24 protein-coding genes are annotated in these 24,596 nt (G+C 68.8%); 17 read left to right on the forward strand and 7 right to left on the reverse strand.

All coding sequences use genetic code 11. The features are described from left to right. Positions 1-80: 80 nt before the first annotated feature. The 5 genes from A5698_RS27770 (at position 81) to A5698_RS02115 (ending at position 5,960) form a co-directional block, all read left to right on the forward strand. On the forward strand, positions 81-356 hold the full coding sequence (locus tag A5698_RS27770; protein WP_502688859.1) for a YlxR family protein: 276 nt from the start codon (positions 81-83) through the stop codon (positions 354-356). Between the two features lie 78 nt (positions 357-434). Beyond that, a complete protein-coding gene (gene infB, locus A5698_RS02100; protein WP_068292652.1) occupies positions 435-3,134 on the forward strand; it encodes a translation initiation factor IF-2 in 2,700 nt (899 codons plus the stop codon). A 13-nt stretch (positions 3,135-3,147) separates the two neighbouring features. Then, on the forward strand, positions 3,148-3,651 hold the full coding sequence (rbfA, locus tag A5698_RS02105; protein WP_068292654.1) for a 30S ribosome-binding factor RbfA: 504 nt from the start codon (positions 3,148-3,150) through the stop codon (positions 3,649-3,651). Beyond that, on the forward strand, positions 3,626-4,624 hold the full coding sequence (locus A5698_RS02110) for a DHH family phosphoesterase (RefSeq protein ID WP_068292660.1): 999 nt from the start codon (positions 3,626-3,628) through the stop codon (positions 4,622-4,624). Before rbfA ends, A5698_RS02110 begins: the two co-directional genes overlap by 26 nt. Next, positions 4,617-5,960 (forward strand): MATE family efflux transporter, encoded by a 1,344-nt coding sequence (locus A5698_RS02115; protein WP_068292665.1) that lies wholly within the window; start codon positions 4,617-4,619, stop codon positions 5,958-5,960. The genes A5698_RS02110 and A5698_RS02115 overlap by 8 nt, the downstream gene beginning before the upstream one ends. A gap of 28 nt (positions 5,961-5,988) precedes the next feature. Here the strand turns inward: A5698_RS02115 and A5698_RS02120 are convergent, their stop codons facing one another. Together A5698_RS02120 and A5698_RS02125 are read right to left on the reverse strand one after the other, a co-directional pair. Further along, positions 5,989-6,555, reverse strand: a complete 567-nt coding sequence (locus A5698_RS02120; protein WP_068292668.1) for a class I SAM-dependent methyltransferase — start codon at positions 6,553-6,555, stop codon at positions 5,989-5,991. A 100-nt stretch (positions 6,556-6,655) separates the two neighbouring features. Continuing rightward, entirely contained in the window at positions 6,656-7,411 is a 756-nt protein-coding gene (locus A5698_RS02125; protein WP_068292672.1) for an enoyl-CoA hydratase, read from the reverse strand. 22 nt (positions 7,412-7,433) lie between these two features. Here A5698_RS02125 and A5698_RS02130 point away from each other — a divergent pair, with 22 nt between their 5' ends. Both A5698_RS02130 and A5698_RS02135 read left to right on the forward strand, forming a co-directional pair. Further along, a complete protein-coding gene (locus A5698_RS02130; RefSeq protein WP_067090148.1) occupies positions 7,434-7,709 on the forward strand; it encodes a DUF2277 domain-containing protein in 276 nt (91 codons plus the stop codon). A 4-nt stretch (positions 7,710-7,713) separates the two neighbouring features. Then, positions 7,714-8,274, forward strand: coding sequence for a DUF1802 family protein (locus A5698_RS02135; protein ID WP_068292675.1), 561 nt, complete (start codon positions 7,714-7,716; stop codon positions 8,272-8,274). A 4-nt stretch (positions 8,275-8,278) separates the two neighbouring features. Here the strand turns inward: A5698_RS02135 and A5698_RS02140 are convergent, their stop codons facing one another. Together A5698_RS02140 and A5698_RS02145 are read right to left on the reverse strand one after the other, a co-directional pair. Continuing rightward, on the reverse strand, positions 8,279-9,949 hold the full coding sequence (locus tag A5698_RS02140; RefSeq protein WP_068292678.1) for a CocE/NonD family hydrolase: 1,671 nt from the start codon (positions 9,947-9,949) through the stop codon (positions 8,279-8,281). Between the two features lie 9 nt (positions 9,950-9,958). After that, entirely contained in the window at positions 9,959-10,567 is a 609-nt protein-coding gene (locus A5698_RS02145; protein WP_068292680.1) for a TetR/AcrR family transcriptional regulator, read from the reverse strand. Between the two features lie 60 nt (positions 10,568-10,627). Between A5698_RS02145 and A5698_RS02150 the strand changes: the two genes are divergently transcribed. Next, a complete protein-coding gene (locus A5698_RS02150; protein ID WP_068292683.1) occupies positions 10,628-11,773 on the forward strand; it encodes a sulfotransferase family protein in 1,146 nt (381 codons plus the stop codon). Continuing rightward, on the forward strand, positions 11,770-12,828 hold the full coding sequence (locus A5698_RS02155; RefSeq protein WP_068292685.1) for a DUF7064 domain-containing protein: 1,059 nt from the start codon (positions 11,770-11,772) through the stop codon (positions 12,826-12,828). The genes A5698_RS02150 and A5698_RS02155 overlap by 4 nt, the downstream gene beginning before the upstream one ends. Here the strand turns inward: A5698_RS02155 and A5698_RS02160 are convergent. Continuing rightward, positions 12,825-13,394 carry a DUF3558 domain-containing protein gene (locus tag A5698_RS02160; RefSeq protein WP_068292688.1) on the reverse strand — a complete coding sequence of 190 codons (570 nt, stop codon included), beginning with the start codon at positions 13,392-13,394 and terminating at the stop codon, positions 12,825-12,827. The genes A5698_RS02155 and A5698_RS02160 overlap by 4 nt on opposite strands. Positions 13,395-13,526: 132 nt before the next feature. On the opposite strand from A5698_RS02160, the gene pptH reads away from it, so the two are divergent. The 3 genes from pptH to truB are packed head-to-tail and all read left to right on the forward strand — an operon-like array spanning position 13,527 to position 16,038. Beyond that, positions 13,527-14,483 carry an ACP phosphodiesterase PptH gene (gene pptH / locus A5698_RS02165; RefSeq protein ID WP_068292691.1) on the forward strand — a complete coding sequence of 319 codons (957 nt, stop codon included), beginning with the start codon at positions 13,527-13,529 and terminating at the stop codon, positions 14,481-14,483. Next, positions 14,480-15,160 carry a 4'-phosphopantetheinyl transferase PptT gene (pptT, locus tag A5698_RS02170; protein WP_068292694.1) on the forward strand — a complete coding sequence of 227 codons (681 nt, stop codon included), beginning with the start codon at positions 14,480-14,482 and terminating at the stop codon, positions 15,158-15,160. Before pptH ends, pptT begins: the two co-directional genes overlap by 4 nt. Continuing rightward, positions 15,157-16,038, forward strand: a complete 882-nt coding sequence (truB, locus tag A5698_RS02175) for a tRNA pseudouridine(55) synthase TruB (RefSeq protein ID WP_068292697.1) — start codon at positions 15,157-15,159, stop codon at positions 16,036-16,038. The genes pptT and truB overlap by 4 nt, the downstream gene beginning before the upstream one ends. A 148-nt stretch (positions 16,039-16,186) precedes the next feature. Here the strand turns inward: truB and mntR are convergent, their stop codons facing one another. After that, on the reverse strand, positions 16,187-16,879 hold the full coding sequence (mntR, locus tag A5698_RS02180) for a manganese-binding transcriptional regulator MntR (protein ID WP_068292699.1): 693 nt from the start codon (positions 16,877-16,879) through the stop codon (positions 16,187-16,189). Positions 16,880-16,962: 83 nt separating this feature from the next. Here mntR and A5698_RS02185 point away from each other — a divergent pair, with 83 nt between their 5' ends. From A5698_RS02185 to bla, 5 genes are all read left to right on the forward strand, one after another. Beyond that, entirely contained in the window at positions 16,963-17,934 is a 972-nt protein-coding gene (locus A5698_RS02185; protein WP_068292702.1) for a bifunctional riboflavin kinase/FAD synthetase, read from the forward strand. Positions 17,935-18,136: 202 nt separating this feature from the next. After that, positions 18,137-18,406 (forward strand): 30S ribosomal protein S15, encoded by a 270-nt coding sequence (gene rpsO, locus A5698_RS02190; protein WP_067090117.1) that lies wholly within the window; start codon positions 18,137-18,139, stop codon positions 18,404-18,406. A 312-nt stretch (positions 18,407-18,718) separates the two neighbouring features. Continuing rightward, positions 18,719-20,965: a polyribonucleotide nucleotidyltransferase gene (locus A5698_RS02195; RefSeq protein ID WP_068292706.1), complete on the forward strand. Its 2,247-nt coding sequence runs from the start codon at positions 18,719-18,721 to the stop codon at positions 20,963-20,965. After that, on the forward strand, positions 20,943-22,283 hold the full coding sequence (locus A5698_RS02200; protein ID WP_082964013.1) for a M16 family metallopeptidase: 1,341 nt from the start codon (positions 20,943-20,945) through the stop codon (positions 22,281-22,283). Before A5698_RS02195 ends, A5698_RS02200 begins: the two co-directional genes overlap by 23 nt. A gap of 18 nt (positions 22,284-22,301) precedes the next feature. Continuing rightward, on the forward strand, positions 22,302-23,186 hold the full coding sequence (bla, locus tag A5698_RS02205; RefSeq protein WP_068292710.1) for a class A beta-lactamase: 885 nt from the start codon (positions 22,302-22,304) through the stop codon (positions 23,184-23,186). A 214-nt stretch (positions 23,187-23,400) separates the two neighbouring features. Here bla and ald read toward each other — a convergent pair whose 3' ends face one another. Beyond that, complete coding sequence (gene ald, locus A5698_RS02210; RefSeq protein ID WP_068292713.1) at positions 23,401-24,522, reverse strand: alanine dehydrogenase; 1,122 nt, start codon at positions 24,520-24,522, stop codon at positions 23,401-23,403. Positions 24,523-24,596 lie beyond the last annotated feature (74 nt).

Here is a 24,596-nt window from a genome sequence, read left to right on the forward strand (position 1 = left end):
GCAGCCCCGACGAACCTGTCGGACCGGTGCGGACCTGCGTGGGTTGCCGGAAACGAGAGCTGGCCGTCGAACTGCTTCGGGTGGTCGCTGTCGGCAACGTCGATGGGGCTGGGAATTCTCTCAGCACCCTGACCGTTGACCGGGCGAGAAAGCTGCCGGGGCGGGGTGCGTGGCTGCATCCCACTCCACAGTGCCTCGAGGCAGCAATTCGGCGGCGAGCGTTCGGTCGAGCGCTGCGCATCACCGGTTCACCGGACGTATCCGCGGTGATCGAGTATGTCGGCACTGTGAGCAGTGCGGACCCGCCCGACCTCCCGGCAACAGAACAGGTAGCGAAGAACATGAGCACACCGTGAAGTCCCGATGACCATGCGTCATAGCTAACCCGAGGCGCGGCGCCTACCACCGCTGACGCCTCTAGAGATGGAGATGTAGTGGCAGGTAAGGCCCGTGTACACGAGTTGGCCAAGGAACTCGGTGTCACCAGCAAGGAAGTTCTCGCTCGTCTGAGCGAACAGGGCGAATTCGTCAAATCCGCGTCCTCCACGGTGGAGGCCCCGGTCGCGCGCCGGCTGCGCGAATCCTTCGGCGGCGGGAAGCCGGCCGCGGAGAAGGTCAAAGCCGACGGAAACGGGTCGGCGGCGAAACCCGGTACGACGGCGGCCACACCGGCCGCGCCCGCCAAGGCCCCCACTCCCCAGGAGCCCGCGAAGGCTCCCGCACCCAAGCCTGCGGCGCCCGCCGCCGAGGCTCCGCCCGTCGCGCCTCCCGCGGCGGCCGCGCCTCCGGCCACGCCCGCTGCGCCTGCGGCACGTCCGGGTCCGCGCCCGGGCCCGTCGCCGAGCGCGCCCAAGCCCGCTCCGCGCGTCCCGCGCGTCGGCAACAACCCCTTCTCGACCCAGCAGCCGGTGGATCGCCCGATCCCGCGGCCGCAAGGTCCTCGGCCCGGCCCCGGTGGGCCGCGGCCCGGCACCCCACGCCCGGGGATGTCCCCGAGCAACATGCCTCAGCGTCCCGCCGGCCCGCGGCCCCCGCGTCCCGGCGGCGGTCCGCGCCCCGGCCCCGGCGGTGGTCCCCGTCCCGGTGCGGGTCAGGGCGGTCGTCCCGGTGCCGGTGCCGGCGGCGGCGGCGGTAACTACCGCGGCGGTGGCGGCGGCGGTCCGGCCGGCGGTGGCTTCCGCGGTCGTGGCGGCGGTCGGCCCGGCCAGCGCGGCGGTGCTGCCGGTGCGTTCGGTCGTCCCGGCGGCGCGCCCAAGCGCGGTCGCAAGTCGAAGAGGGCGAAACGCGCCGAATACGAGAACATGCAGGCGCCCGTCGTCGGTGGCGTTCGCCTGCCGCACGGCAACGGCGAGACCATCCGGCTCGCCCGCGGCGCCTCGTTGAGCGACTTCGCCGAGAAGATCGACGCCAACCCCGCCTCACTGGTGCAGGCGTTGTTCAACCTCGGCGAGATGGTCACCGCGACGCAGTCCGTCGGCGACGACACCCTCGAGCTTCTTGGCAGCGAGATGAACTACAAGGTTCAGGTCGTCTCGCCGGAGGACGAGGACCGCGAGCTGCTGGAGTCGTTCGACCTCACCTACGGCGAGGACGAGGGCGGCGAAGAGGACCTCGAGCAGCGGCCGCCGGTCGTCACGGTCATGGGCCACGTCGACCACGGCAAGACCCGACTGCTGGACACGATCCGCAACGCCACCGTCCGCGAGGGCGAGGCGGGCGGCATCACCCAGCACATCGGCGCTTACCAGGTCGAGGTCGAGCTCGACGGCACGCCGCGACCGATCACGTTCATCGACACCCCGGGCCACGAAGCGTTCACCGCCATGCGTGCCCGCGGTGCCAAGGCCACCGATATCGCGATCCTCGTGGTGGCGGCCGACGACGGCGTCATGCCTCAGACGGTGGAGGCGCTCAACCACGCGCAGGCGGCCGAGGTGCCGATTGTGGTGGCGGTCAACAAGATCGACAAGGAAGGCGCGGATCCGGCCAAGATCCGCGGGCAGCTCACCGAGTACGGTCTCATCCCCGAGGAGTACGGCGGCGACACGATGTTCGTCGACATCTCGGCCAAGGCGGGCACCAATATCGAGGCGCTGCTCGAGGCGGTCGTCCTGACCGCCGACGCGTCGCTGGACCTGCGGGCCAACCCCGACATGGAGGCCCAGGGTGTGGCGATCGAGGCGCACCTCGACCGCGGTCGAGGCCCGGTGGCGACCGTGCTCATCCAGCGCGGCACGCTGCGGGTCGGCGACTCGGTGGTGGCCGGCGACGCGTACGGACGTGTCCGGCGCATGGTCGACGAGCACGGTGACGACGTCGCCGAGGCGCTGCCGTCGCGGCCCGTCCAGGTCGTCGGCTTCACATCGGTGCCCGGCGCAGGTGACAACTTCCTCGTCGTCGACGAAGACCGCATCGCGCGGCAGATCGCGGACCGGCGCAGCGCCCGCAAGCGCAACGCCCTGGCCGCCCGCAGCCGCAAGCGGATCAGCCTCGAGGACCTGGATTCGGCGCTGAAGGAAACCAGCCAGCTGAACCTGATCCTCAAGGGCGACAACGCCGGTACGGTCGAGGCGCTCGAGGAGGCCCTGCTGGGCATCCAGGTCGACGACGAGGTCGAGCTGCGTGTCATCGACCGCGGCGTCGGCGGCGTCACCGAGACCAACGTCAACCTGGCGTCGGCCTCGGACGCGATCATCATCGGCTTCAACGTCCGCGCCGAGGGCAAGGCCACCGAACTGGCCAACCGCGAAGGTGTGGAGATCCGCTACTACTCGGTGATCTACCAGGCCATCGACGAGATCGAGAGCGCGCTCAAGGGCATGCTCAAGCCGATCTACGAGGAGAAGGAGCTCGGCCGCGCCGAGATCCGCGCGATCTTCCGGTCGTCGAAGGTCGGCAACATCGCCGGCTGCCTCGTCCAGTCCGGGATCATGCGGCGTAACGCGAAGGCCCGGCTGCTGCGCGACAACGTCGTGGTGGCCGAGAACCTCACCGTGTCGTCGCTGCGCCGGGAGAAGGACGACGTCACCGAGGTCCGCGAGGGCTACGAATGCGGTCTGACGCTGACGTACTCCGACATCAAGGAAGGCGACGTCATCGAGACGTACGAGCTCGTCGAAAAAGAGCGTGGGTAGGAGCGTCGATTAAATGGCGGACCCCGCACGGGCGAAGCGACTGGCCAAACGCATTTCCACCATCGTCGCCTCGGCGATCGAATACGAGATCAAGGATCCTCGGCTGGCCGGGGTGACGATCACCGACGCCAAGGTCACCAACGACCTACACGACGCGACGCTGTTCTACACGGTGCTCGGCGCGTCGCTGTCCGAGGAGCCGGACTTCGACGCGGCCGCGGCCGGGCTGGAGAAGGCAAAGGGTGTGCTGCGCTCGAAGGTCGGCGCGAGCCTGGGTGTGCGGTTCACACCCACGCTCGCGTTCGAGCGTGACACGGTGCCCGACGCGGCGGTGAAGATGGAGGAGCTGCTGGCTCGCGCCCGCGCCGCGGATGAGGAATTGGCGCGAGTTCGGCAAGGTGCCAAGCACGCAGGCGATGCGGACCCGTACCGTGTCACTGAGATGGAGGGCGAGGCAGCAGCCGGGGGGCCTGACGACTCTGAGGACATCGGTGACCGCGATCGACAAGACGACTGACGCTCCGGAAGTGGGAGATCGGGTCAACGCCCGGCGCGCAGCCGAACTGCTCTCGGCGGCCGGCTCGATCGGGGTCGTGTGCCACGTCTATCCCGACGCCGACACGATAGGCGCAGGTCTGGCGTTGGCTCTGGTGCTCGACCAGGTCGGCAAGAGCGTTCAGGTGAGCTTCGCCGCGCCGGAGAAACTGCCCGAATCGCTGCAGTCGCTGCCCGGCGGTCACCTGCTCGTCGGCCCCGACGAGATGCGGCGCGACCCCGATCTGGTGGTCACCGTCGACATCCCCAGCGTCAACCGGCTGGGCGTGCTGCGCGGTCTGGTCGACCCCGGCCGCGAGGTGCTGGTGATCGACCACCACGCCTCCAACGGGCTGTTCGGCACCGCCAACTTCGTCGACGCCTCGGCCGACTCCACCACGATGCTGGTGGCCGACCTGCTCGACGCGTGGGACAAGCCGATCGACATCGGCGTCGCGCACTGCCTGTACGCGGGGCTGACCACCGACACCGGTTCGTTCCGCTGGGCCACCCCGCGCGCGCATCGGCTGGCGGCGCGCCTCGTCGAACTCGGCGTGGACAACGCCGGCATCAGCCGGACCCTGCTCGACACCCACCCGTTCGCGTGGCTGCCGATGCTGTCGCGGGTGTTGTCCTCGGCGCAGCTGCTGCCCGAGGCCGCCGGCGGCCGGGGTCTGGTGTACGCGGTCGTCGACCACCGGGAGTGGGTCAACGCCCGGCCCGAGGAAGTCGAGAGCATCGTCGACATCGTGCGCACCACGCAGGAGGCCGAGGTCGCCGCGGTGTTCAAGGAGATCGAGCCGGGCCACTGGTCGGTGTCGATGCGGGCCAAGTCCTATGACCTGTCGCCGGTCGCGAGTGGGTTCGGCGGTGGCGGTCACCGCCTGGCAGCCGGATATTCGGCCACCGGGTCCACCGAGGACGTGGTGAAGGCGTTGCGCGCGGCCCTTGGCTGAGCCCGGGACGGAGCCGCCGGACGCTCCGGTGACCGGCCGCCGCATCGCCGGGCTGGCCCTGCCCGCGCTCGGAGTGCTGGCCGCCGAACCGATCTATCTGCTGTTCGATCTCGCGGTCGTCGGCCGCCTGGGCGCGCTGGCGTTGGCCGGGTTGGCGATCGGCGCGCTGATCCTTTCCACGCTGAGCTCGCAGATGACTTTCCTGGCCTACGGCACCACCGCGCGCTCGGCGCGGTTCTTCGGCGCCGGCGACCGCGCGGCCGCGGTCGGTGAGGGCGTGCAGGCGACCTGGCTCGCGCTGGGATTGGGTGCGGTGATCGTCGCCGCCGTACAGGTGTTCGCGGTGCCGCTGGTTTCGGCGTTGGCGGGGGCGTCCGACGGGGGAGAGATCGCCGACGAGGCGCTGCCGTGGGTGCGCATCGCGATCGTCGGCGTGCCCGCGATCCTGGTGTCGGCGGCGGGCAACGGGTGGATGCGCGGAGTCCAGGACACGGCGCGGCCGTTGCGGTTCGTCGTGTTCGGGTTCGCGGTGTCGGCGGTGCTGTGTCCGCTGCTGGTGTACGGCTGGCTCGGTATGCCGCGGCTCGGGTTGCCGGGTTCGGCCGTCGCGAACCTCGTGGGGCAGTGGCTGGCCGCGCTGCTGTTCTGTCGGGCGCTGCTGATCGAACGGGTTCCGCTGCGGCTGCATCCCGAGGTGTTGCGCGCGCAGGTGGTGATGGGTCGCGATCTGGTGTTGCGGACGCTGGCGTTCCAGGCCTGTTTCGTCTCGGCGGGCGCCGTCGCCGCCCGGTTCGGGGCGGCCGCCGTCGCCGCGCACCAGGTCGTGCTGCAGTTGTGGAATTTCCTTGCGCTGGTGCTGGATTCGTTGGCGATCGCGGCTCAGTCGCTGGTGGGCGCCGCGCTCGGTGCGGGGCAGTTGGCGCACGCGAAGTCGGTGGCGTGGCGGGTCACGATCTTCTCCGCGTTGGCCTCTGCGGTGCTGTCCATCGTGTTCGCGGTCGGTGCGTCGGTGTTCCCGAGCGTGTTCACCGACGACCGCTCGGTGCTCGATGCGATCGGGGTGCCGTGGTGGTTCCTGGTCGCCCAATTGCCGGTCGCCGGAATCGTTTTCGCGCTCGACGGGGTGCTGCTGGGCGCGGGCGACGCGAAGTTCATGCGCAACGCGACGCTGACCAGCGCGCTGGTCGGCTTCCTGCCGTTGATCTGGCTGTCGCTGGTGTTCGGGTGGGGATTGCTGGGGATCTGGGCCGGGCTGTCGACGTTCATGGTGCTGCGGCTGGCGTTCGTCGGCTGGCGCGCGTTCTCGGGCCGCTGGCTGGTGCCCGGCACGGCCTGATCCCTCCTCGCCTTTGGGCGAGCGTGCGTTAGGCCTGGGCCCGCGCGATCGCGGCCCAGCCGAACTCCGTCGTCTTGACCTTGACCTCGCCGAACCCGGCCGCTGCCAACCGATCCGGCAGTGTCGTCGGGTCGACGGGGTTGTAGGTGTCACCCTCATGGGCGACGGCCAACTCGTCATTGCCGAGGCTGTCGCTGGCGACCAGCGCCGCCCCCGGCCGCAGCACACGGGCGACCTCAGCGAACAGCTTGTCCTGCAGTTCGGCGGTCGGGACGTGGTGCAGCATCGTGAAACACGCTGCGCCGGTGAAGCGGTCGTCGTCGTAGGACAGCGCCGTCGCGTCACCGCGCACGATCTCGACGGTCGGGACGTCGGCGAAGCGATCGGTCAGCATCGCCGCGAGTTCGTCGTCGATCTCCACCGACGTCAGCCGGCCCACCGATTCGCTCAGCACGTCGGTGGTGGCGCCGTAGCCGGGGCCCACCTCGATGACGTCGTCGCCGAGGTCGACCTCACCCAATGCCCACGGCAGGATCACCTCGCGGATCAGCTGCCGCCATTCGTCGCTGCCGCAGTACTCATGCGCTTCGTTCACGCTCGCAGCCTATGAGGGTGCGCAAACGGCTGTAAATGGGCGGCGTGTCGTGTGCAGACACGCACCTCCCAGCTGACGCGCACCTCGCGGAAACCGAAAGTCAGCGGACTTGGGAGCGGCCCCGCTGCAGGACGGCTTCGCGGTTGGCGGCGATGTCGTCGCCGCTGGCCGACCGCATCCACTCGCGGGCCGACGCCGCCTCGATCCACAACCCCTCGTTGGTCTGCGCCTCGTCGATGCGGTGGTACGACGCGAGCAGCGCACGCACGGCGCGCTGATTGTTGCCGACGATCGAGGCCGCGACCTGTCGGGCCGTCGGCATCAGCTCGGCGTGTGGCACCACCTGGGTGACCAGCCCGGTCCGCAGCGCCTCCTCGGCCGACAGGTAATCCCCGGTCAGGCTCATACGTCGCGCCATCCCGACGCCGACCTTCTGGGGCAGCCGCACCGACAGTCCCCACGTCGGCAACAGCCCCACCCGGGCGTGGGTGTCGGCGAACCGTGCCTGCTCGGAGGCGATCAGCACGTCGCAGTACAGGGCGATCTCCAGGCCACCCGTGACCGCCGCGCCGTTGATCGCGCCGATCACCGGCTTGGACATCGGCGGCCACTTCGGCGAGATGTCGGGCAGCTCGGTGGTGTCGCCTAATTCTTTGAGGTCCAGCCCGGCGCAGAACACCGGGTCGGCGCCGGTGACGATCACAACGTCGACATCGTCGTCGGCCTGCGCCTCGCCCAGGGCCCGGTAGAACTGCCTGCGCAGTTCGGCCGACAGCGCGTTGCGCGACTGCGGCCGGTTGAGGGTCAGCGTGCGCACACGATCTTGGGTCTCGATGAGCAGGATGTCGTCAGTCACCCGACGAACCTATCGTGGAGCCATGTGCCGAAACATCACCGAGCTCCGTGGGCTCGAACCAGCGGCGACCGACGAAGAGATCGAGGCCGCTGCGCGGCAGTACATCCGCAAGGTCAGCGGCATCACCCGGCCGACAGCGGCCAACGCCGATGCTTTCGAGGCCGCAGTAGCCGAGGTCACCGCAACCACTCAGCGGCTGCTGTCGTCGCTGCCGCCCCGACGCCAGCCACCCAAGACGGTTCCGCCGCTGCGTCGGCCCGAGGTGAGGGCGCGCATCGAAGCGGCGGCCAAGACGTAGCGCGATGACGACGACGCTGACGCAGCCCGCGCTCAAGGAGTGGAGCGCCGCGGTGCATGCGCTGCTGGACGGCAGGCAGACCGTGCTGCTGCGTAAGGGCGGCATTCACGAGAAGCGGTTCGCGGTCACCGCCTCGCGATTCCTGCTGTTCCCGACGGTCGCGCACAGCCACCCCGAACGCGTGCGCGCCGAGCACCGCGACCTGCTCGACGCGGCGGCCGCCGACAGCACCGACGACGCGGTGATGATCCGTGCCGGCGCCCGCGTCGTCGCCGCGGTCGAGGTCAACCGCCCGGAGACACTCGAACAGATTGCGCCACTGCATATCTGGACCGACGAGTCGGTGCGTGCCGACCGTCTCGACTTCCGGCCGAAGCACCGACTCACCGCGCTCGTCGTGCAGGCCAGCCCGCTGGTGCGACCCCTGCGACTCGAACGGACCCCCGAGTACGCGGGCTGCACCAGCTGGGTGCAGTTGCCGGTCGACCCGCAATGGGCACCGCCGGTGCACGACGACGCCACGCTGCGCGAGATCGCCTCGCGCGTCAGTGATTCGGTGGGCTGACCGCTCAGCCGGCCGGCGGCTGCGGTCCGGCCGGCAGGATCAGCCGCGACGCGCCACCACCGAGATGCACCGTATGGGTGGCCGACGCGAGCTTGGTACCCGTCCCGAGTGATTCGCCGGTACCGAGGTTGCGGGCGAACCGGGGATGCGACCCGCCCGCCACGAGCACCCGGATCCGCGAACCGGCGCGAAACCGGTGGGCGATCGGATCGAGTTCGATGCGCACCTGGCCGGAATCCGATGCAGCGCAGACGTAACCGTCGCTCACGTTCCGTGAGCGCCCCTTCGCGTCGACCTCGCTCACGCGCACGAACAGGTCGTTGTAGGGGTTGTCGCACGTATGCGACAGCTCCACGACCGGGCCGCCGACCACGTACTTGTCCGCGGGCAGGCGGTCACCGGTGAAGCTCAACACGTCGGCCCGCTGGGCGAGGCTGGTGTCCTTGCGGTACCCGCCCTCCGGTGACAGCAGGCGACCGCCGACGGTCGGCGTCGGATTGGCCGGGTTGTACGTGAAGGTCGACGGCGCGGCGGTCTCCGGCGGAATGGCGTCGCCGAGGCGGCCGCCCGGTTGCAGGTACCGCACCACCTCCGGCATCGCGGGTGGCCAGTCCGGCAGGTCGATCCAGCCCCGACCGTTGATGTGAATCCGCACCGGCTGGCGGCGCGTGCTCTCCGCGCCGGACAGATGCGTGTCCAGCCAATCCAGCGTCTGGCGAATCGCGGTGGGTGCGGCCTTGGTCATCAGGTGGGTGTGGATCCACGGGCCGACGGTCAGGCCGACCTCGACGCCGCGCTCGCGCAACCGCCGGTACTGGGCCATGGTCTGTTCCAGGAAGAGGTCCTGCCATCCGCTGATCAGCAGCACCGGCACGTCGGCGGTCTCCATGGCGCGGCGCAGGTTCAGCATCGTCCAGAAGGGATCGTCGGCGTCGGGGTGGTCGAGCCACGATTCCCACCACGGCGCGCCGGAGCCCAGCAACGCCCGACCGGACTCACCGGCGGGTAGCCGGTTCATCGCGCGGGTGAGTCGGCGCCGTGACCGCATCTGCCGCACCAGCGCCCGCACCCGGTTCGGATCCTCCTGGTAGGCCACCAGATGGCTCCAGCCGAGGAAGTCGCTCAGCGCGAAGGAGCCGGGACCCCAGCGCGGCCCGCTCACGTCGTGCGGACCGACCGTGATCACCGCGGCCTTCATCTCCGGCGGCGGGTCGGTGAGCAGCGCCCACTGGGTGAAGCCGAGATACGACAGCCCGATCGTGGCGAACGAGCCGGTGAACCAGTCCTGATTGCGCAGCCACTCGACGGTGTCGGCGCCGTCGGCGGCCTCGTTGACCATCGGATCGAATTCGCCGCCGGATCCGTAGGTGCCGCGCACGCTCTGCAACAGCACGTGGTAGCCGCGCGCGGCGTAGACGCGGCCGTAGAGGGCGGCGAAGGGGAAGTCCCGGCCGTAGGGGCAGCGGACCAGCAGCGTGCCCGCCGGATCGGGCGTGGAGGGCGAATAGTGATCGGCGCGCAGCTCGACACCGTCGCGCATCGGCACCCGGACCTTGTGGACCGTGAAGTCGGTGGTGTGCGGTGGCAGCCGCAGCAGCCGGGAGACGGTGCGTCCGGTGAGCTTCTTGACCTTCGAACGTGATGCCGGTCGGGCGGCGACGGAGGATGCGGTCACGACACGAGGCTACGCAGAACCGATGCCGCCCCGGCCGATCGCCCGCGTGACCTCGGCCATCAGCCAGTCGATCGCGGTGGTCGCGGCCGCGCCGTCGAGGCCCCACACGGCGACCAGGCGCTCGTAGGTTGCCGGGCTCCACAGCACGTCGAGCAGGCCTGCGGCCGCGCGCCGTTGCCCCTCGGGCAGATCCGGTGACGCCGAGGTCACCGCTCGCAGCAGCGCGTCGCGGCGGCGGACGTCTGAGCTCACGAATGCCGGGTCCACCGGCGCGGGTGCGCTGTTCTCGACCGAGAAGCGTTGCAGCGATGCGAAAACCCGCGCCGTGACCTCTCCGAGGTTCGCCAGCGTGACGTCGTCATAGGACACCCCGGCTTCGGCCTCGAGTCGCTGCATCACGGCGTCGTGCAACTGCCGTTCGGTCGGGAAGTGCCGGTACACCGTGCGCTCGCCCACCCCGGCCCGTGCGGCGACGGCCTTGAACGTCAGCCCACGCCAGTCCCACGTGTCGAACTCATGCACCAGCGCGCTGCCCGCGGCGACGATGCGTTCGCGCGTCTGCGCGGCCTTTCGCCTGCGGACGCTGTTGTCGTAGGTGCGCGTTGACGGACCGGACATAATGATGGCAGTGTACTGTCACCAATTCGAATTCCCGGCATCGCGGGCGGGAGGTGCAGCGTGGCATCCGTCGGGGATCTGATGGCCACGGCCGTCGACCGCACTGGACTCGACGACTTCGGCGACGACGCGTTCCGGGAGGGTCTGGAGATTCTCGTGCGCGCGCTGCGCGACGAAGCCCGGCTGAACAGTCGCGGCGAGGACTTCGTCTACGGCCGTATCGGGTTGCACCTGTCGCAGCGCCTCCAGGTCGAGGACTGGTACCGCCGGTATCCCGAGATCGACGTCGAGCAGATCCGTTCGCCGCTGTTCGGGCTCGGCCTGCCGAGGACCGGGTCGACGGCGTTGTCGTTTCTGCTCGCGCAGGATCCCGGCATCCGGTACCTGCGTAGCTGGGAGTCGGCGCAGCCGTGCCCGCCGCCGTCGACCGTGCACGGCGACGATCCGCGCATCCCGCCCGACCAGCGGCCCGTCCTGGTGGGCACCCGCCACCATGTGCCCACCGACGTCCGCGGTCCGATGGAATGCCTCGACCTGATGGCGCTCGATTTCAAGTCCCAAATCTTCCAGGCGTATGCGCAGATCCCCAGCTACTCGCGATGGCTCTGCGACAGAGCGGATTTCACGTCGACCTACCGTTACGAGCGTCGGGTGCTCAACCTGCTCCAGTGGGGCGAACCGACCCGGCCGTGGCGGCTCAAGTCGCCCGCACATGTGCTTTCACTGGACTACCTCGACCGCGTGTTCCCTGACGCCCGTTTCGTCATGACCCACCGTGACCCGACCGACGTGCTGCTCTCGGTCGTCGACGTCTACGCCGACATCGTCGGTGGATTCACCGACCACCTCGATCGCCGCTACCTCGGCGAGCTGAACGTCACGCAGTGGTCGACGGGTGTCGCGCGGGTGATGACGTTCCGGGACAGGGCCGCAGACCGGTTCTACGACATCGACTTTCGTGCCATGCAGGCCGATCCGATCGGTGAGGTGAAGCGGTTGTACGGCTGGCTCGGTGAGCCGGTGACCGAAGAGTTCGAGGCCGGTATGCGGGCGTGGTGGGCTCACAACGCCGAGAAGCGGGAGCCGCACCCGAAGGCCGATCCGGAGGCGTTCGGCCTCGACGACAGCGTGATCCGGCCCTTGTTCGCCGACTACGTTGCTGCCTACTCGGGACCACCGCAACGGGAAAAGGGAAGCGCGCCATGACGATCGACCTGACGGGCGGCATCGACCCGGTGAGGGAGCACATGTTCACCGAGCCGCCGCAGGACCCCGAGATGCGGGATTCGGTGAGCTTCTGGGTGTTCGATGACCGCGGTGAGGTCGGCTTGCCCAGGATCGGAATCGAGGCCGTCGCATCCAACTGGGACGCCCACGGGATCCAGGTCAACCTGGCGTTCGCCGACGGCCGCGTGTACCGGTTGCGAGCCGACGGGCCGAGCAAGCCGGTCGCGGGCCGTGACGGAAAGCCCACGGTGCTCGGCGCGGGTCCGCTGACGTTCGAGTGCGTGGCGCCGTTCGACACGTGGGCGGTGACGTTCGACGGCCAGGCCGTCCAGACTTCGTCGGAGGCGCTGGCCGCCGGCGACAAGGGCGGGCCGCTGGTCGACGTGCGGTTCGAGGTCGAGGCGAAAATGGCGGTGCCGCCGTGGATCCAGGGGGCGATGCAGGAAGACGCAGCGAACCAGTTGAAGACGACGGTGGTCGGCGATCTGATGGGCGGCGCACGCTACGAGCAGCTGTTCCGCGCTGAGGGTGTCGTCGAGGTCGACGAGCGTCGGCATGCCTTCTCCGGCAGCGGGCTTCGCATCCGCCGACAGGGTGTCCGACGACTGGAGGGGTTCTGGGGTCATTGTTGGCAGTCGGCGTTGTTCGGAAGCGGCCGAGCGTTCGGCTACATCGCGTACCCGCCGCGGCCCGACGGGCAAGCGAACTACAACGAGGGCTATGTCCACCTCGGTGAAGGCCTGATTCCCGCCCGCGTTGTCGAGGCGCCGTGGCTGCGCCGGCTGCGGCCGCGCGGCGAGGACGTGTCGCTGATGCTGGAAACGGCCCGCGGGACCGTGCGCATCGAGGGGGAGACGCTGTTGTCCACCCACGACATCACCGATCCCGCCGAGATCCCCGCCGAACAGCTCGCGAAGATGGCGAACTGGACGTTTCCGGCGCTGCAGCAGGCCGCGGTGCGCTACCGCTGGGACGGCGAGGAGACGATCGGGATGCTGGAACGCTCGAGTCCCATGAACCGCATCGGCCCCTAGAACACGTAGTGCGGGATCAGGTCGTGGGCGCGCTGCAGGTTGGTCTGCATGCAGTCGGGAGCCGGATTGGAGTAGATCGGAGAGTAGAACAACGACTGCTGCAGCACGCCGTAGCTGGTGTCGAAGGCGATCATGCAGGTGATCCACCACCGGTTGTTCCAGTCGGTCGGCTTCATCACCCAGTACTGCGCGGCGCGGTGGCCGTCGATGTCGAGCTGGACCGCGTCGGCGGGCAGCGTCTGCTCATAGGTGCGCCACACGATCGCCTCGACGGCCAACTGGTAGTTGCCCGCGTCGTATCGGCAGCGGAGCTGGTCCTCCGGCGTCGGCGGGGTGAACGCCAAGCCCATCGCCTGAATCGCGTCGAGCGGGATCTGCTTGCACGGATTGAACGGTGCGGGGTCGGTCGTCTCGATGACGGGCCATTTGATCGACGTCGTGACATTCGTCATCGGAAGGTCGTCGACATCCACCCGCGGGGCGCCCGCCGGATTGGCCTGCCACACCACCATCACCGCAGCGATCAGTGCGCACAGCGCCGAGACCAAGCGCAGCTTGGCGAGCATCTCACCCCTTTGTTCGTCGGTCCGACCCTGCGGGGAGTGTAGCGGGCCGCTCGCACCGGCCGAAGAGGAAACGAGAACCTGTTCTAGTTGCCGGGCGAGCCGCGGGCATCCGGTTAAGTACCCTGGTCAGTTGTGACACGCGACGGCCGACGACCCACCCTATGGGCGATCAGCGACCTGCACACGGGTCACACCGGCAACAAACCCGTGACCGAGTCGCTGCACCCGGCCTCCCCGGACGACTGGCTGATCGTCGCCGGCGACGTCGCCGAGCGCACCGACGAGATCCGGTGGGCGCTGGATCTGCTGCGCAAGCGGTTCGCCAAGGTGATCTGGATTCCGGGCAACCACGAGCTGTGGACCACCAACCGGGACCCGATGCAGATCTTCGGCAAGGCGCGCTACGACTACCTGGTCAACATTTGCGACGAGATGGGCATCATCACGCCCGAGCATCCGTTTCCGGTGTGGACCGAGGAGGGCGGCCCGGCCACGATCGTGCCGATGTTCCTGCTGTACGACTACACCTTCCTGCCCGAGGGCGCGGCCACCAAGGCAGAGGGGCTGGCCATCGCGCGCGAACGCAACGTCGTCGGCACCGACGAATTCCTGCTGTCCGCCGAGCCGTACGCCACCCGCGACGCATGGTGCCGCGACCGGGTGACCTACACCCGCAAGCGGCTCGAGGACCTGGACTGGATGACGCCGACGGTGCTCGTCAACCACTTCCCGATGGTGCGCGAACCCTGCGACGCGATGTTCTATCCGGAGTTCTCGCTGTGGTGCGGCACCACCGCCACCGCCGACTGGCACACCCGCTACAACGCGGTGTGCTCGGTCTACGGGCACCTGCACATTCCGCGCACCACGTGGTACGACGGCGTGCGGTTCGAGGAGGTGTCGGTCGGATATCCGCGAGAGTGGCGGCGCCGCAAGCCTTATCGCTGGATGCGGCAGATCCTGCCGGACCCGCAGTATCCCCCTGGGTACCTCAACGAGTTCGGTGGACACTTCCAGATCACGCAGGAGATGCGGGAGAACGCGCAGAAGATGCAGCAGCGGATACGCGACAGGCAGTTCTCGCGATGACGGTGGCCGCTTCGCTGCTGTCCGGAGTGCTTCCGGCGACAACGTCCGGGTTGGCCGCCGCCGAGGTGTACCGCGATCCGCCCGACCTCGCGCCGCTGCCCGAAGAGGAGCCGCTGATCGCCAAGTCGGTGGCCAAACGCCGCAACGAATTCATCACCGTGCGGTACTGCGCGCGGCAGGCGCTCTCCGAGATCGGCGTCGGACCGGTGCCGATCCTGAAGGGGGAGAAGGGCGAACCGTGCTGGCCCGACGGCGTCGTCGGTTCCCTGACGCACTGTGAGGGGTACCGCGGCGCGGTGGTCGGCCGACAGGTCGAAGTCCGATCCGTCGGCATCGACGCCGAACCGCACGGTGTGCTGCCCGACGGTGTGCTCGACGCGATCAGCCTGCCCGTCGAGCGGAACGAGCTCAAGCAATTGCCCGCGGGCCTGCACTGGGACCGAATCCTGTTCTGCGCCAAGGAGGCCACGTACAAGGCGTGGTTTCCGCTGACCCACCGCTGGTTGGGTTTCGAAGACGCGCACATCGCCTTCCACGTCGACGACAGCGGCACCTCAGGCGAATTCGTCTCGCGCATCCTGATCGATCCGGCGGCGATGCACGGACCTCCGCTGGAAACCCTGACCGGCCGGTGGTCGGTCCGCGACGGGTTGGCGCTGACCGCGATCGTGCTATGACCGAGGCGGGTCTGGTCATCGTCGATAAACCCGCGGGCATGACGAGTCACGACGTCGTCGGCCGTTGTCGCCGGTTCTTCGGCACCCGCAAGGTCGGGCACGCCGGGACCCTCGACCCGATGGCGACCGGCGTGCTGGTCGTCGGAATCGAGCGCGCCACCAAAATCCTCGGACTGTTGACGGCGACGGACAAGGCGTACGCCGCGACCATCCGGCTCGGTCAGACCACATCCACGGAGGACGCCGAAGGCGAAGTACTGCAGGAGGTTTCGGCCGACGCCGTCACCGACGCGCAGATCGAGGCGGCGGTGGCCCCGTTGCGCGGCGAGATCGATCAGGTGCCGTCGGCGGTGAGCGCGATCAAGGTCGGCGGGCAGCGTGCCTACAAGCTCGCGCGCGAGGGGCAGGCCGTCGAGTTGGCGGCCCGTCGCGTCTGCATCGACCGCTTCGCCGTGCTCGACGTCCGCCGCCACCCCGGCGTGGTCGACGTTGACGTCGAGGTGGAGTGCTCCAGCGGCACCTACATCCGCGCGCTTGCCCGCGATGTCGGCGCCGCGCTCGGCGTCGGCGGGCACCTCACGGCGTTGCGCCGCACCAGGGTCGGCGGGTTCGGGTTGACCGAGGCGCGCACGCTCGACGAGCTGGCCGAAACCCCGCGGCTGTCCTACAGCCTCGACGCCGCCTGCCTGATGGCGTTCCCGCGCCGCGACCTCACGCCCGCCGAAGCCGAGGACACCCGGCACGGCCGGCCGCTGAAACCGGCCGGCATCGACGGCATCTACGCCGCGAAGGCCCCCGACGGCCAGGTCATCGCGTTGCTCGAAGATCGGTCGGCGCGCACGAAGTCGGTCGTCGTGCTGCGCCCCGCGACGCTGTGAGCCGACACCTCGCGGCGCGGCGCCGTGTGAAACCGCAGATCTGTCAGTCTTCTCCGTCCAGGAATGCCTGCTTACCAGTGCTTCCCGCGAGCGGTCGGGTCGCATGCTCGATCTACTGATGGACGGCCTGACGGTGCGCCGCTGATCGTCAGCCGACGACCCAGATCGCTTCGGCGGCAGGGCTTCCGAGGTCGACGGTCGTGTCGTCGCCTTCGGCGGACTCGATGGCCACCGAGATCATGCCCGCGAAGTCGCGGCGGGCCAACACTCGCAGTCGGGAGTCGAGGTTGATGCCGACGCTGTCGAAGTACCGCAGCATCTCCGGATCGGCGTCGGAGATCCGCGCGATCGTGCCCCGGTCACCGTCGTGGCAGGCCGACAACTGGCGAGCGTCGGGGGTGGGCACCCGGCCGTCGGCGGCCGGAATCGGATCGCCGTGCGGATCGCGGGTCGGGTGCCCGAGCTTGGCGTCGATGCGGTCGAGCATCCGGTCGGACACCGCGTGTTCGAGCACCTCGGCCTCGTCGTGCACCTCGTCCCAGCTGTAGCCCAGCTCGCGCACGAGGAAGGTCTCCATCAGCCGGTGCCTGCGCACCATGGCCAGCGCAGCGGCGCTGCCCGCTTCGGTCAGCGTCACCGCACCGTACTTCTCGTGGTTGACCAGGCCCTGGTCGGCCAGCTTGCGGATCGACTCCGAGGCCGTGCTGGCCGACACGCCGAGGCGTTCGGCGAGCAGCTTCGTGCTCACCTTCTCCTGCGACCACTCCTGGACGGTCCAGATGACTTTCAGGTAGTCCTGGGCAACCGTCGTCAGGTCACGCGCATCGCCGGCAGGATTCACAGTTAGGAAGTTTAGGCAATGGTCACCTCATCCGGGGGATCCAGCGGGGCGCGCGACCCCGGCCGCGCCGTAGGCTTGCCCTCGTGCAGCGCTGGCGGGGACAAGAAGAGATCCCGACGGACTGGGGCCGATGCGTGCTCACCATCGGGGTGTTCGACGGTGTCCATCGCGGACACCAGGAGCTGATCAACCAGGCGGTCAAGGCGGGACGGTCGCGTGGTGTGCCGACCGTGTTGATGACGTTCGACCCCCATCCGATGGAGGTTGTCTTCCCGGGCAGCCATCCCGCCCAGCTGACCACGCTGACCCGGCGCGCCGAGCTGGTCGAGGAACTGGGCATCGACGTCTTTCTCGTCATGCCGTTCACGGCCGACTTCATGAAGCTCACCCCCGAGCGCTACGTCCACGAACTGCTGGTCGAACGCCTGCACGTGGTCGAGGTCGTGGTTGGGGAGAACTTCACCTTCGGCAAGAAGGCCGCCGGCAACGTCGACCTGTTGCGCCAGGCCGGAGAGCGGTTCGGCTTCGCCGTCGAGGCGATGTCGCTGGTGGCCGAGCACCACCGGGACGAGACCGTCACGTTCTCCTCGACCTACATCCGATCCTGCGTCGATGCGGGCGATGTCGTCGCCGCCGCCGAGGCGCTGGGGCGCCCTCACCGCGTCGAGGGTGTCGTGGTGCGCGGCGACGGACGCGGCAAGGTGCTCGGCTTTCCCACCGCCAACGTGGCCCCGCCGATGTACTCGGCGATTCCGGCCGACGGGGTCTACGCGGCGTGGTTCACCGTGCTCGGCCACGGCCCGATCGCGGGCAGCGTCGTCCCGGGCGAGCGCTACCAGGCCGCGGTGTCGGTCGGCACCAACCCGACGTTCTCCGGGCGCACCCGCACGGTGGAGGCGTTCGTGCTGGACACCGACGCCGACCTGTACGGCCAGCACGTCGCCGTCGACTTCGTGGCCAGGCTGCGGGGCCAGGAGAAGTTCGCCAACGTCGACGACCTGGTGGAGCAGATGGGCCGCGACACCGACCACGCCCGCACGATCCTGGCTCGCTGACGCCGAGCGTTGCGTCGCGAACACAAAACCCCAGCATGGCGTCCCAACAGGCGTCCGTAGGTGAGCGCTCGGCGAATTTCGTGCTGCACCACCGCCGCTGCTAGACTCCCTGCCGACCGGGCGTGCGCTGCAGTTCGCGGCGGCCGCGCCTCACCGGGGCCACGCGCCCTTTCCCGCGGACTGAGATAGATGGAGTTGTTTCGTGGCGCTTACCGCCGAACAGAAAAAGTCGATCCTGAGCGAGTACGGCCTGCATGACACCGATACCGGCTCGCCCGAGGCGCAGGTTGCACTGCTGACCAAGCGGATCATCGACCTGACCGAGCACCTGAAGGTGCACAAGCACGATCATCACTCGCGGCGCGGCCTGCTGCTGCTCGTCGGCCGTCGGCGCCGGCTGCTCAAATACGTGGCCCAGGTCGACGTCCAGCGTTACCGCACGCTGATCGAACGGCTCGGCCTTCGCCGCTGACACCGGACCGGCGCGCAGATGCGCGCCGGGATTTCGGCCGCGTACTCGCCGCAGAGTACGATGGATCCGTTCGACTGCCGTTTCGGCCCGAACGACTTGGGTGCGATTTTCGCAGCTCCGCGAACATCGTTCCCGCGCGTCATAACCAGGACCTGCTCGATCGCGCGGTCTTCGGTAGTGGCTGCCGGAAGAATCTCCGGCAGCTTCGATCGATGGCCGTAGCCGCATCGGGGCCCGTGGTTCATACGCTGTGACGACGCAAAAACAGCTAAACAGTGGAGACACTGAACCAGAGAGGCCATACGGACACCTATGTCTGTAGTTGAAATTGAAGACGGCGTGTACGAATCGACCGCCACGATCGACAACGGGAGCTTCGGCACCCGCACCATCCGCTTCGAGACCGGCCGGCTGGCCCAACAGGCCGCCGGCGCCGTCGCCGCCTACCTCGACGACGAGACCATGCTGCTGAGCGCGACGTCCGCCAGCAAGAACCCCAAGGACCACTTCGACTTCTTCCCGTTGACCATCGACGTCGAAGAGCGCATGTACGCGGCCGGGCGCATCCCCGGCTCGTTCTTCCGCCGCGAGGGTCGTCCCTCGACCGACGCGATCCTGACGTGCCGGCTGATCGACCGTCCGCTGCGGCCGACGTTCGTCGACGGCCTGCGTAACGAGATCCAGGTCGTGGTCACCGTGCTCAGCCTCGATCCCAAGGATCTGTACGACGTGGTCGCGATCAACGCCGCCTCGGCGTCCACGCAGATCGCGGGCCTGCCGTTCTCGGGGCCGGTCGGTGGCGTGCGTGTCGCGCTGATTGACGGCACCTGGGTCGCGTTCCCGACCGTCGAGCAGCTCGAGCGCGCCGTGTTCGACATGGTCGTCGCCGGTCGTGCGCTCGAAGACGGTGACGTCGCGATCATGATGGTCGAGGCCGAGGCCACCGAGAACGTCGTCGAGCTGATCGCCGGCGGGGCGCAGGCGCCCACCGAGGCCGTCGTCGCCGAGGGCCTGGAGGCCGCCAAGCCGTTCATCAAGGTGCTGTGCGAGGCCCAGCAGGAGCTGGCCGATCGTGCGGCCAAGCCGACGGGCGAGTACCCGGTGTTCCCCGATTACGGCGACGACGTCTACTACTCGGTCGCCTCGGTGGCCACCGACGCGCTGTCGGAGGCGCTGACCATCGCCGGTAAGGCCGAGCGCAACGACCGCACCGACGAGATCAAGGCCGAGGTGCTCGAGCGGCTTGCCGAGCAGTACGCGGGCCGCGAGAAGGAGGTCGGCGCCGCGTTCCGCTCGCTGACCAAGAAGCTTGTGCGCCAACGCATCCTGACCGACCACTTCCGCATCGACGGTCGCGGCATCACCGACATCCGCGCGCTGAGCGCCGAGGTCGCGGTGGTCCCGAGGGCCCACGGCAGCGCGCTGTTCGAGCGCGGCGAAACCCAGATCCTGGGCGTCACCACGCTCGACATGATGAAGCTGGCCCAGCAGATCGACTCGCTGGGGCCCGAGACCTCCAAGCGCTACATGCACCACTACAACTTCCCGCCGTATTCGACCGGTGAGACCGGTCGCGTCGGCTCGCCCAAGCGCCGCGAGATCGGCCACGGCGCGCTGGCCGAGCGTGCACTGATGCCGGTGCTGCCCAGCGTCGAGGAGTTCCCGTACGCGATCCGTCAGGTGTCGGAGGCGTTGAGCTCCAACGGTTCTACGTCCATGGGCTCGGTGTGCGCGTCGACGCTCGCCTTGCTCAACGCCGGTGTGCCGCTGAAGGCGCCGGTCGCGGGCATCGCGATGGGTCTGGTGTCGGACGACGTGGAGACTGATGGCGGCACCGAGCGCCGGTTCGTCGCGCTGACCGACATCCTCGGCGCCGAGGATGCGTTCGGCGACATGGACTTCAAGGTCGCAGGCACCAAGGAGTTCGTCACCGCGCTGCAGCTCGACACCAAGCTCGACGGCATCCCGTCCAAGGTTCTGGCGGGTGCGCTGTCACAGGCCAAGGACGCCCGGCTGACCATCCTCGAGGTGATGGCCGAAGCCATCGACGGCCCCGACGAGATGAGCCCGTATGCGCCGCGCATCACCACGATCAAGGTGCCGGTGGACAAGATCGGCGAGGTGATCGGCCCGAAAGGCAAGATCATCAACCAGATCACCGAGGAGACCGGAGCGCAGATCTCGATCGAGGATGACGGCACCGTGTTCGTCGGCGCGACCGACGGCCCGTCGGCGCAAGCGGCGATCGACAAGATCAACGCGATCGCCAACCCGCAGCTGCCCAAGGTCGGTGAGCGGTTCCTCGGAACCGTCGTCAAGACAACGGATTTCGGTGCCTTCGTGTCGCTGCTGCCGGGTCGCGACGGACTGGTCCACATCTCGAAGCTGGGACGTGGCAAGCGGATCGCCAAGGTCGAGGACGTCGTCAAGGTCGGCGACAAGCTCCGTGTGGAGATCGCCGACATCGACAACCGCGGAAAGATCTCGCTCATCCTGGTTGACGAGGAAGCGGCCAACTCGGAGACCGCGCCGGCAGATGCCGCAGCGGCCAGCAGTTAGGGCTTTGCGCCACGGAGGACGTGGCGGCAGATCTTCGGAGGCGGTGCGGCGCACCGTGCTACCCGGTGGCCTGCGTGTGGTCACCGAGTACATCCCGTCGGTGCACTCAGCGTCGGTCGGGTTGTGGGTCAACGTCGGCTCGCGCGACGAAGGCCCGAGTGTCGCGGGTGCGGCGCACTTCCTCGAACATCTGCTGTTCAAGTCGACGCCGACCCGGTCGGCGGTGAGCATCGCGCAGGCCGTCGACGCGGTCGGCGGTGAGCTCAACGCCTTCACCGCCAGGGAGCACACCTGCTACTACGCGCATGTGCTCGACTCCGACCTGGAGCTGGCCGTCGACCTGGTCGCCGACGTGGTGTTGCGCGGTCAGTGCGCGGCCGAGGACGTCGAGGTCGAACGCGACGTCGTGCTCGAAGAGATCGCGATGCGTGACGACGATCCCGAGGACACCCTCGGCGACGTCTTCCTCTCGGCGATGTTCGGCTCGCATCCGGTCGGCCGTCCGGTGATCGGCAGCGTGGATTCGATTTCGTCGATGACGCGCGCGCAGCTGCACTCCTTCCACCTCCGTCGGTACACCCCCGAGCGGATGGTTCTGGCGGTGGCGGGCAACGTCGATCACGACGAGGTGGTGTCGCTGGCGCGCGAGTACTTCGGCGCCCGGCTGGTGCGTGGCCGCGCCCCTGTGCCGCCCCGCAAGGGGACCGGCCGGGTGGGTGGGCGCCCGACGCTGGAACTGGTCAACCGTGACTCCGAGCAGACGCACCTGACGCTGGGTGTGCGCACGCCGGGCCGGCACTGGGAACACCGCTGGGCGCTCTCGGTGCTCAACACGGCGCTGGGTGGTGGGCTGAGTTCTCGTCTGTTCCAGGAGATTCGCGAGGCTCGCGGGTTGGCGTATTCGGTGTACTCGACGGTGGACACGTTCTCCGACAGCGGAGCTCTTTCGGTCTACGCCGGCTGCCTGCCGGACCGGTTCGACGAGGTCGCCCGCGTCACCACCGACGTGCTCGAGGCGGTGGCACGCGACGGCATCACCGAAGCGGAGTGCCGAATCGCCAAGGGATCTCTGCGTGGAGGACTGGTCCTGGGCCTGGAGGACTCGGGCTCGCGGATGAACCGTATCGGCCGCAGCGAACTGCATTTCGGCGAACATCGCACCATCGACGAGACCTTGGCCAAAATCGACGCGGTGACGCTCGACGAGGTGAATGCCGTCGCCCGCCGGCTTCTGCAGCGACCGTACGGCGGGGCGGTGCTCGGCCCGGTCCGGTCGAAACGGTCTCTGCCCCAGCCGCTTCGGGCCCTCGCCGGCTGATCGCCTACGCTGGGGCCGATGACTGACTTGTCGCGGCGCAACGTCCTGATCGGTGGATTGACACTCGCGGCGCTGGCCGCCTCGCCGCACAAGTCCGCCATGGCCGACCCGCCGCAGCTCGCGGGCCGCCTGGCCGAGATGGAACGCAGCCACAACGCGCTGATCGGGGTGTTCGCCGTCAACCTCGACACCAGGCGCACCGTCGCCCACCGCGCGCAGGATCCGTTCTCGTTGTGCTCGACGTTCAAAACCTACGCTGCCGCCCGCGTGCTGCAGAGGGCCGAACGCGGTGAGCTCGCGCTGACGGACCGCGTCACCGTCGAACAGGGCGACATCGTGCCCAATTCGCCGGTCACCGGGGAGCACATCGGGCAGACGATGACGCTGGCCGAGTTGTGCCAAGCCGCCCTGCAGCAGAGCGACAACGCCGCGGGCAACCTGCTGCTGCGCACGATAGGCGGCCCGTCCGGCGTGACCGATTTCGCCCGCAGCATCGGCGACCAGCGGACCCGGCTCGACCGGTGGGAGATCGAGCTCAACGCCGCCGTTCCCGGCGATCCGCGCGACACGACGACACCCGAGGCGCTCGGCGGCGGTTACCGGTCGCTGATCACCGGAAACGTCCTGGGGGAGCCGCAACGTCGGCAGCTCGATGACTGGATGCGGGCCAATCGGACGTCGACCGTGCGTCCGGTCCTGCCGCCGGGGTGGACGATTGCCGACAAAACCGGCTCCGGCGACTACGCGAGCACCAACGATGTCGGTGTCGCGTTCGGACCCGCCGGTGAACGTCTGCTGCTGGCGATCATGACCAGGACCGCGGCCGACGACCCCGACGTGCCCAATGATCGCCAGATGGTCGGCGACGTGGGTTCGATGCTGGTGGCGGAACTGCTGGCCTGAATGGGCCGATGATGTGGCCAGCCTAGCCCGGCCACCCCTCGACGGCCGGGTCCAGCTGGCTTGTCAGCGGCTGTCCCCCCACGCTCGTCGCCCCCCTGCACTGAGCGCCAGCCGCTGAAAACGACGGTATGGCATGAAGCGGCGCGAAGGAATCGGGCGAATCCCTATCTTTTTGCACCGGCACGTTTAAGGGTGCCGGCCGGACACCCAGAAATCAGGCGTCGACCAGCACCGACGCCGGATCGGTGTACGGCAGGTCGAGGTCGACGGCCACCTGCTCGGACAGCAGGGTGCCGTCGTGCGTCGACAGTCCCTTGGCCAGCGAGGCATCGGCTCGGCACGCCGCCTGCCAGCCCTGATCGGCCAGCTTGAGGACATAGGGCATGGTCGCGTTGGTCAGGGCGAACGTCGAGGTGCGCGGCACCGCTCCGGGCATGTTCGCGACGCAGTAGAAGAGCGTGTCGTGCACAGCGAAGGTGGGATCGTCGTGCGTGGTCGGGCGGGAGTCCTCGAAGCAGCCACCCTGATCGATGGCGATATCGACCAGCACCGCACCGGGCTTCATGTGCGCGACGGTCGAGTTGGTCACCAGCTTGGGTGCCTTTGCGCCCGGGACCAGCACCGCGCCGATGACGAGGTCGGCGCCCTTGACGGCGTCCTCGAGTTCCAGGATTGACGAGTAACGGGTCTCGATACGGCCGCCGAACTCGGCGTCCACGTCGCGCAGCTTGTTGAGGCTGACATCGAACACGGTGACGTGCGCTCCCATGCCGGCGGCCACACGGGCGGCGTTGTAGCCCGCGGTGCCGCCGCCGATCACGACGACGTCGGCGGGAGCCACCCCCGGAACCCCGCCCATCAGGACGCCGCGCCCGCCGTGGCTGCGCATCAGGTGATAGGCGCCGACCTGCGCGGCCAACCGCCCGGCGACCTCGCTCATCGGGGCCAGCAGGGGGAGGGCGCCGTCGGCGGTCTGGACCGTTTCGTAGGCGATCGACGTGGTCCCCGAGGCCAACAGCGCTTCGGTGCACGAGCTTGACGCGGCCAGGTGCAGGTAGGTGAACAGCGTCTGACCCGGACGCATCCGGTGCCACTCGGCTTCGATCGGCTCCTTGACCTTCAGCAGCAGCTCGGCCTCGGCCCATACCTGGTCGGCGCTGTCGATCATCTGGGCGCCGGCGCGTTTGAAGTCGGCGTCGGAGATCGACGAACCCTCGCCCGCACCGGACTGAATGATCACCTCATGACCGCGGTGCACCAGCTCCGCGACTCCCGCGGGGGTGATCGCGACCCGGAATTCGTTGTTCTTGATTTCGGTGGGGATGCCGACGCGCATGACCGCTCCTCGGTTGGAAGATGTCTCAAGTGTGAAGAAACTTCATCTCTTCGGCAATTCGTGTGTTCAAGATT

It is taken from the genome of Mycobacterium sp. E136, assembly GCF_001666865.1.
Lineage (GTDB): Bacteria > Actinomycetota > Actinomycetes > Mycobacteriales > Mycobacteriaceae > Mycobacterium.

What these genes read in the sequence shown, in the direction of transcription:
- A5698_RS02195 (WP_068292706.1), top strand. Translation starts at nt 18,719, where the DNA reads ATGTCTGTAGTTGAAATTGAAGACGGCGTGTACGAATCGACCGCCACG.
- truB (WP_068292697.1), top strand. Translation starts at nt 15,157, where the DNA reads ATGACCGAGGCGGGTCTGGTCATCGTCGATAAACCCGCGGGCATGACG.
- bla (WP_068292710.1), top strand. Translation starts at nt 22,302, where the DNA reads ATGACTGACTTGTCGCGGCGCAACGTCCTGATCGGTGGATTGACACTC.
- A5698_RS02130 (WP_067090148.1), top strand. Translation starts at nt 7,434, where the DNA reads ATGTGCCGAAACATCACCGAGCTCCGTGGGCTCGAACCAGCGGCGACC.
- A5698_RS02160 (WP_068292688.1), bottom strand. Translation starts at nt 13,394, where the DNA reads ATGCTCGCCAAGCTGCGCTTGGTCTCGGCGCTGTGCGCACTGATCGCT.
- pptT (WP_068292694.1), top strand. Translation starts at nt 14,480, where the DNA reads ATGACGGTGGCCGCTTCGCTGCTGTCCGGAGTGCTTCCGGCGACAACG.
- rbfA (WP_068292654.1), top strand. Translation starts at nt 3,148, where the DNA reads ATGGCGGACCCCGCACGGGCGAAGCGACTGGCCAAACGCATTTCCACC.
- A5698_RS02145 (WP_068292680.1), bottom strand. Translation starts at nt 10,567, where the DNA reads ATGTCCGGTCCGTCAACGCGCACCTACGACAACAGCGTCCGCAGGCGA.
- ald (WP_068292713.1), bottom strand. Translation starts at nt 24,522, where the DNA reads ATGCGCGTCGGCATCCCCACCGAAATCAAGAACAACGAATTCCGGGTC.
- A5698_RS02200 (WP_082964013.1), top strand. Translation starts at nt 20,943, where the DNA reads ATGCCGCAGCGGCCAGCAGTTAGGGCTTTGCGCCACGGAGGACGTGGC.
- A5698_RS02155 (WP_068292685.1), top strand. Translation starts at nt 11,770, where the DNA reads ATGACGATCGACCTGACGGGCGGCATCGACCCGGTGAGGGAGCACATG.
- A5698_RS02135 (WP_068292675.1), top strand. Translation starts at nt 7,714, where the DNA reads ATGACGACGACGCTGACGCAGCCCGCGCTCAAGGAGTGGAGCGCCGCG.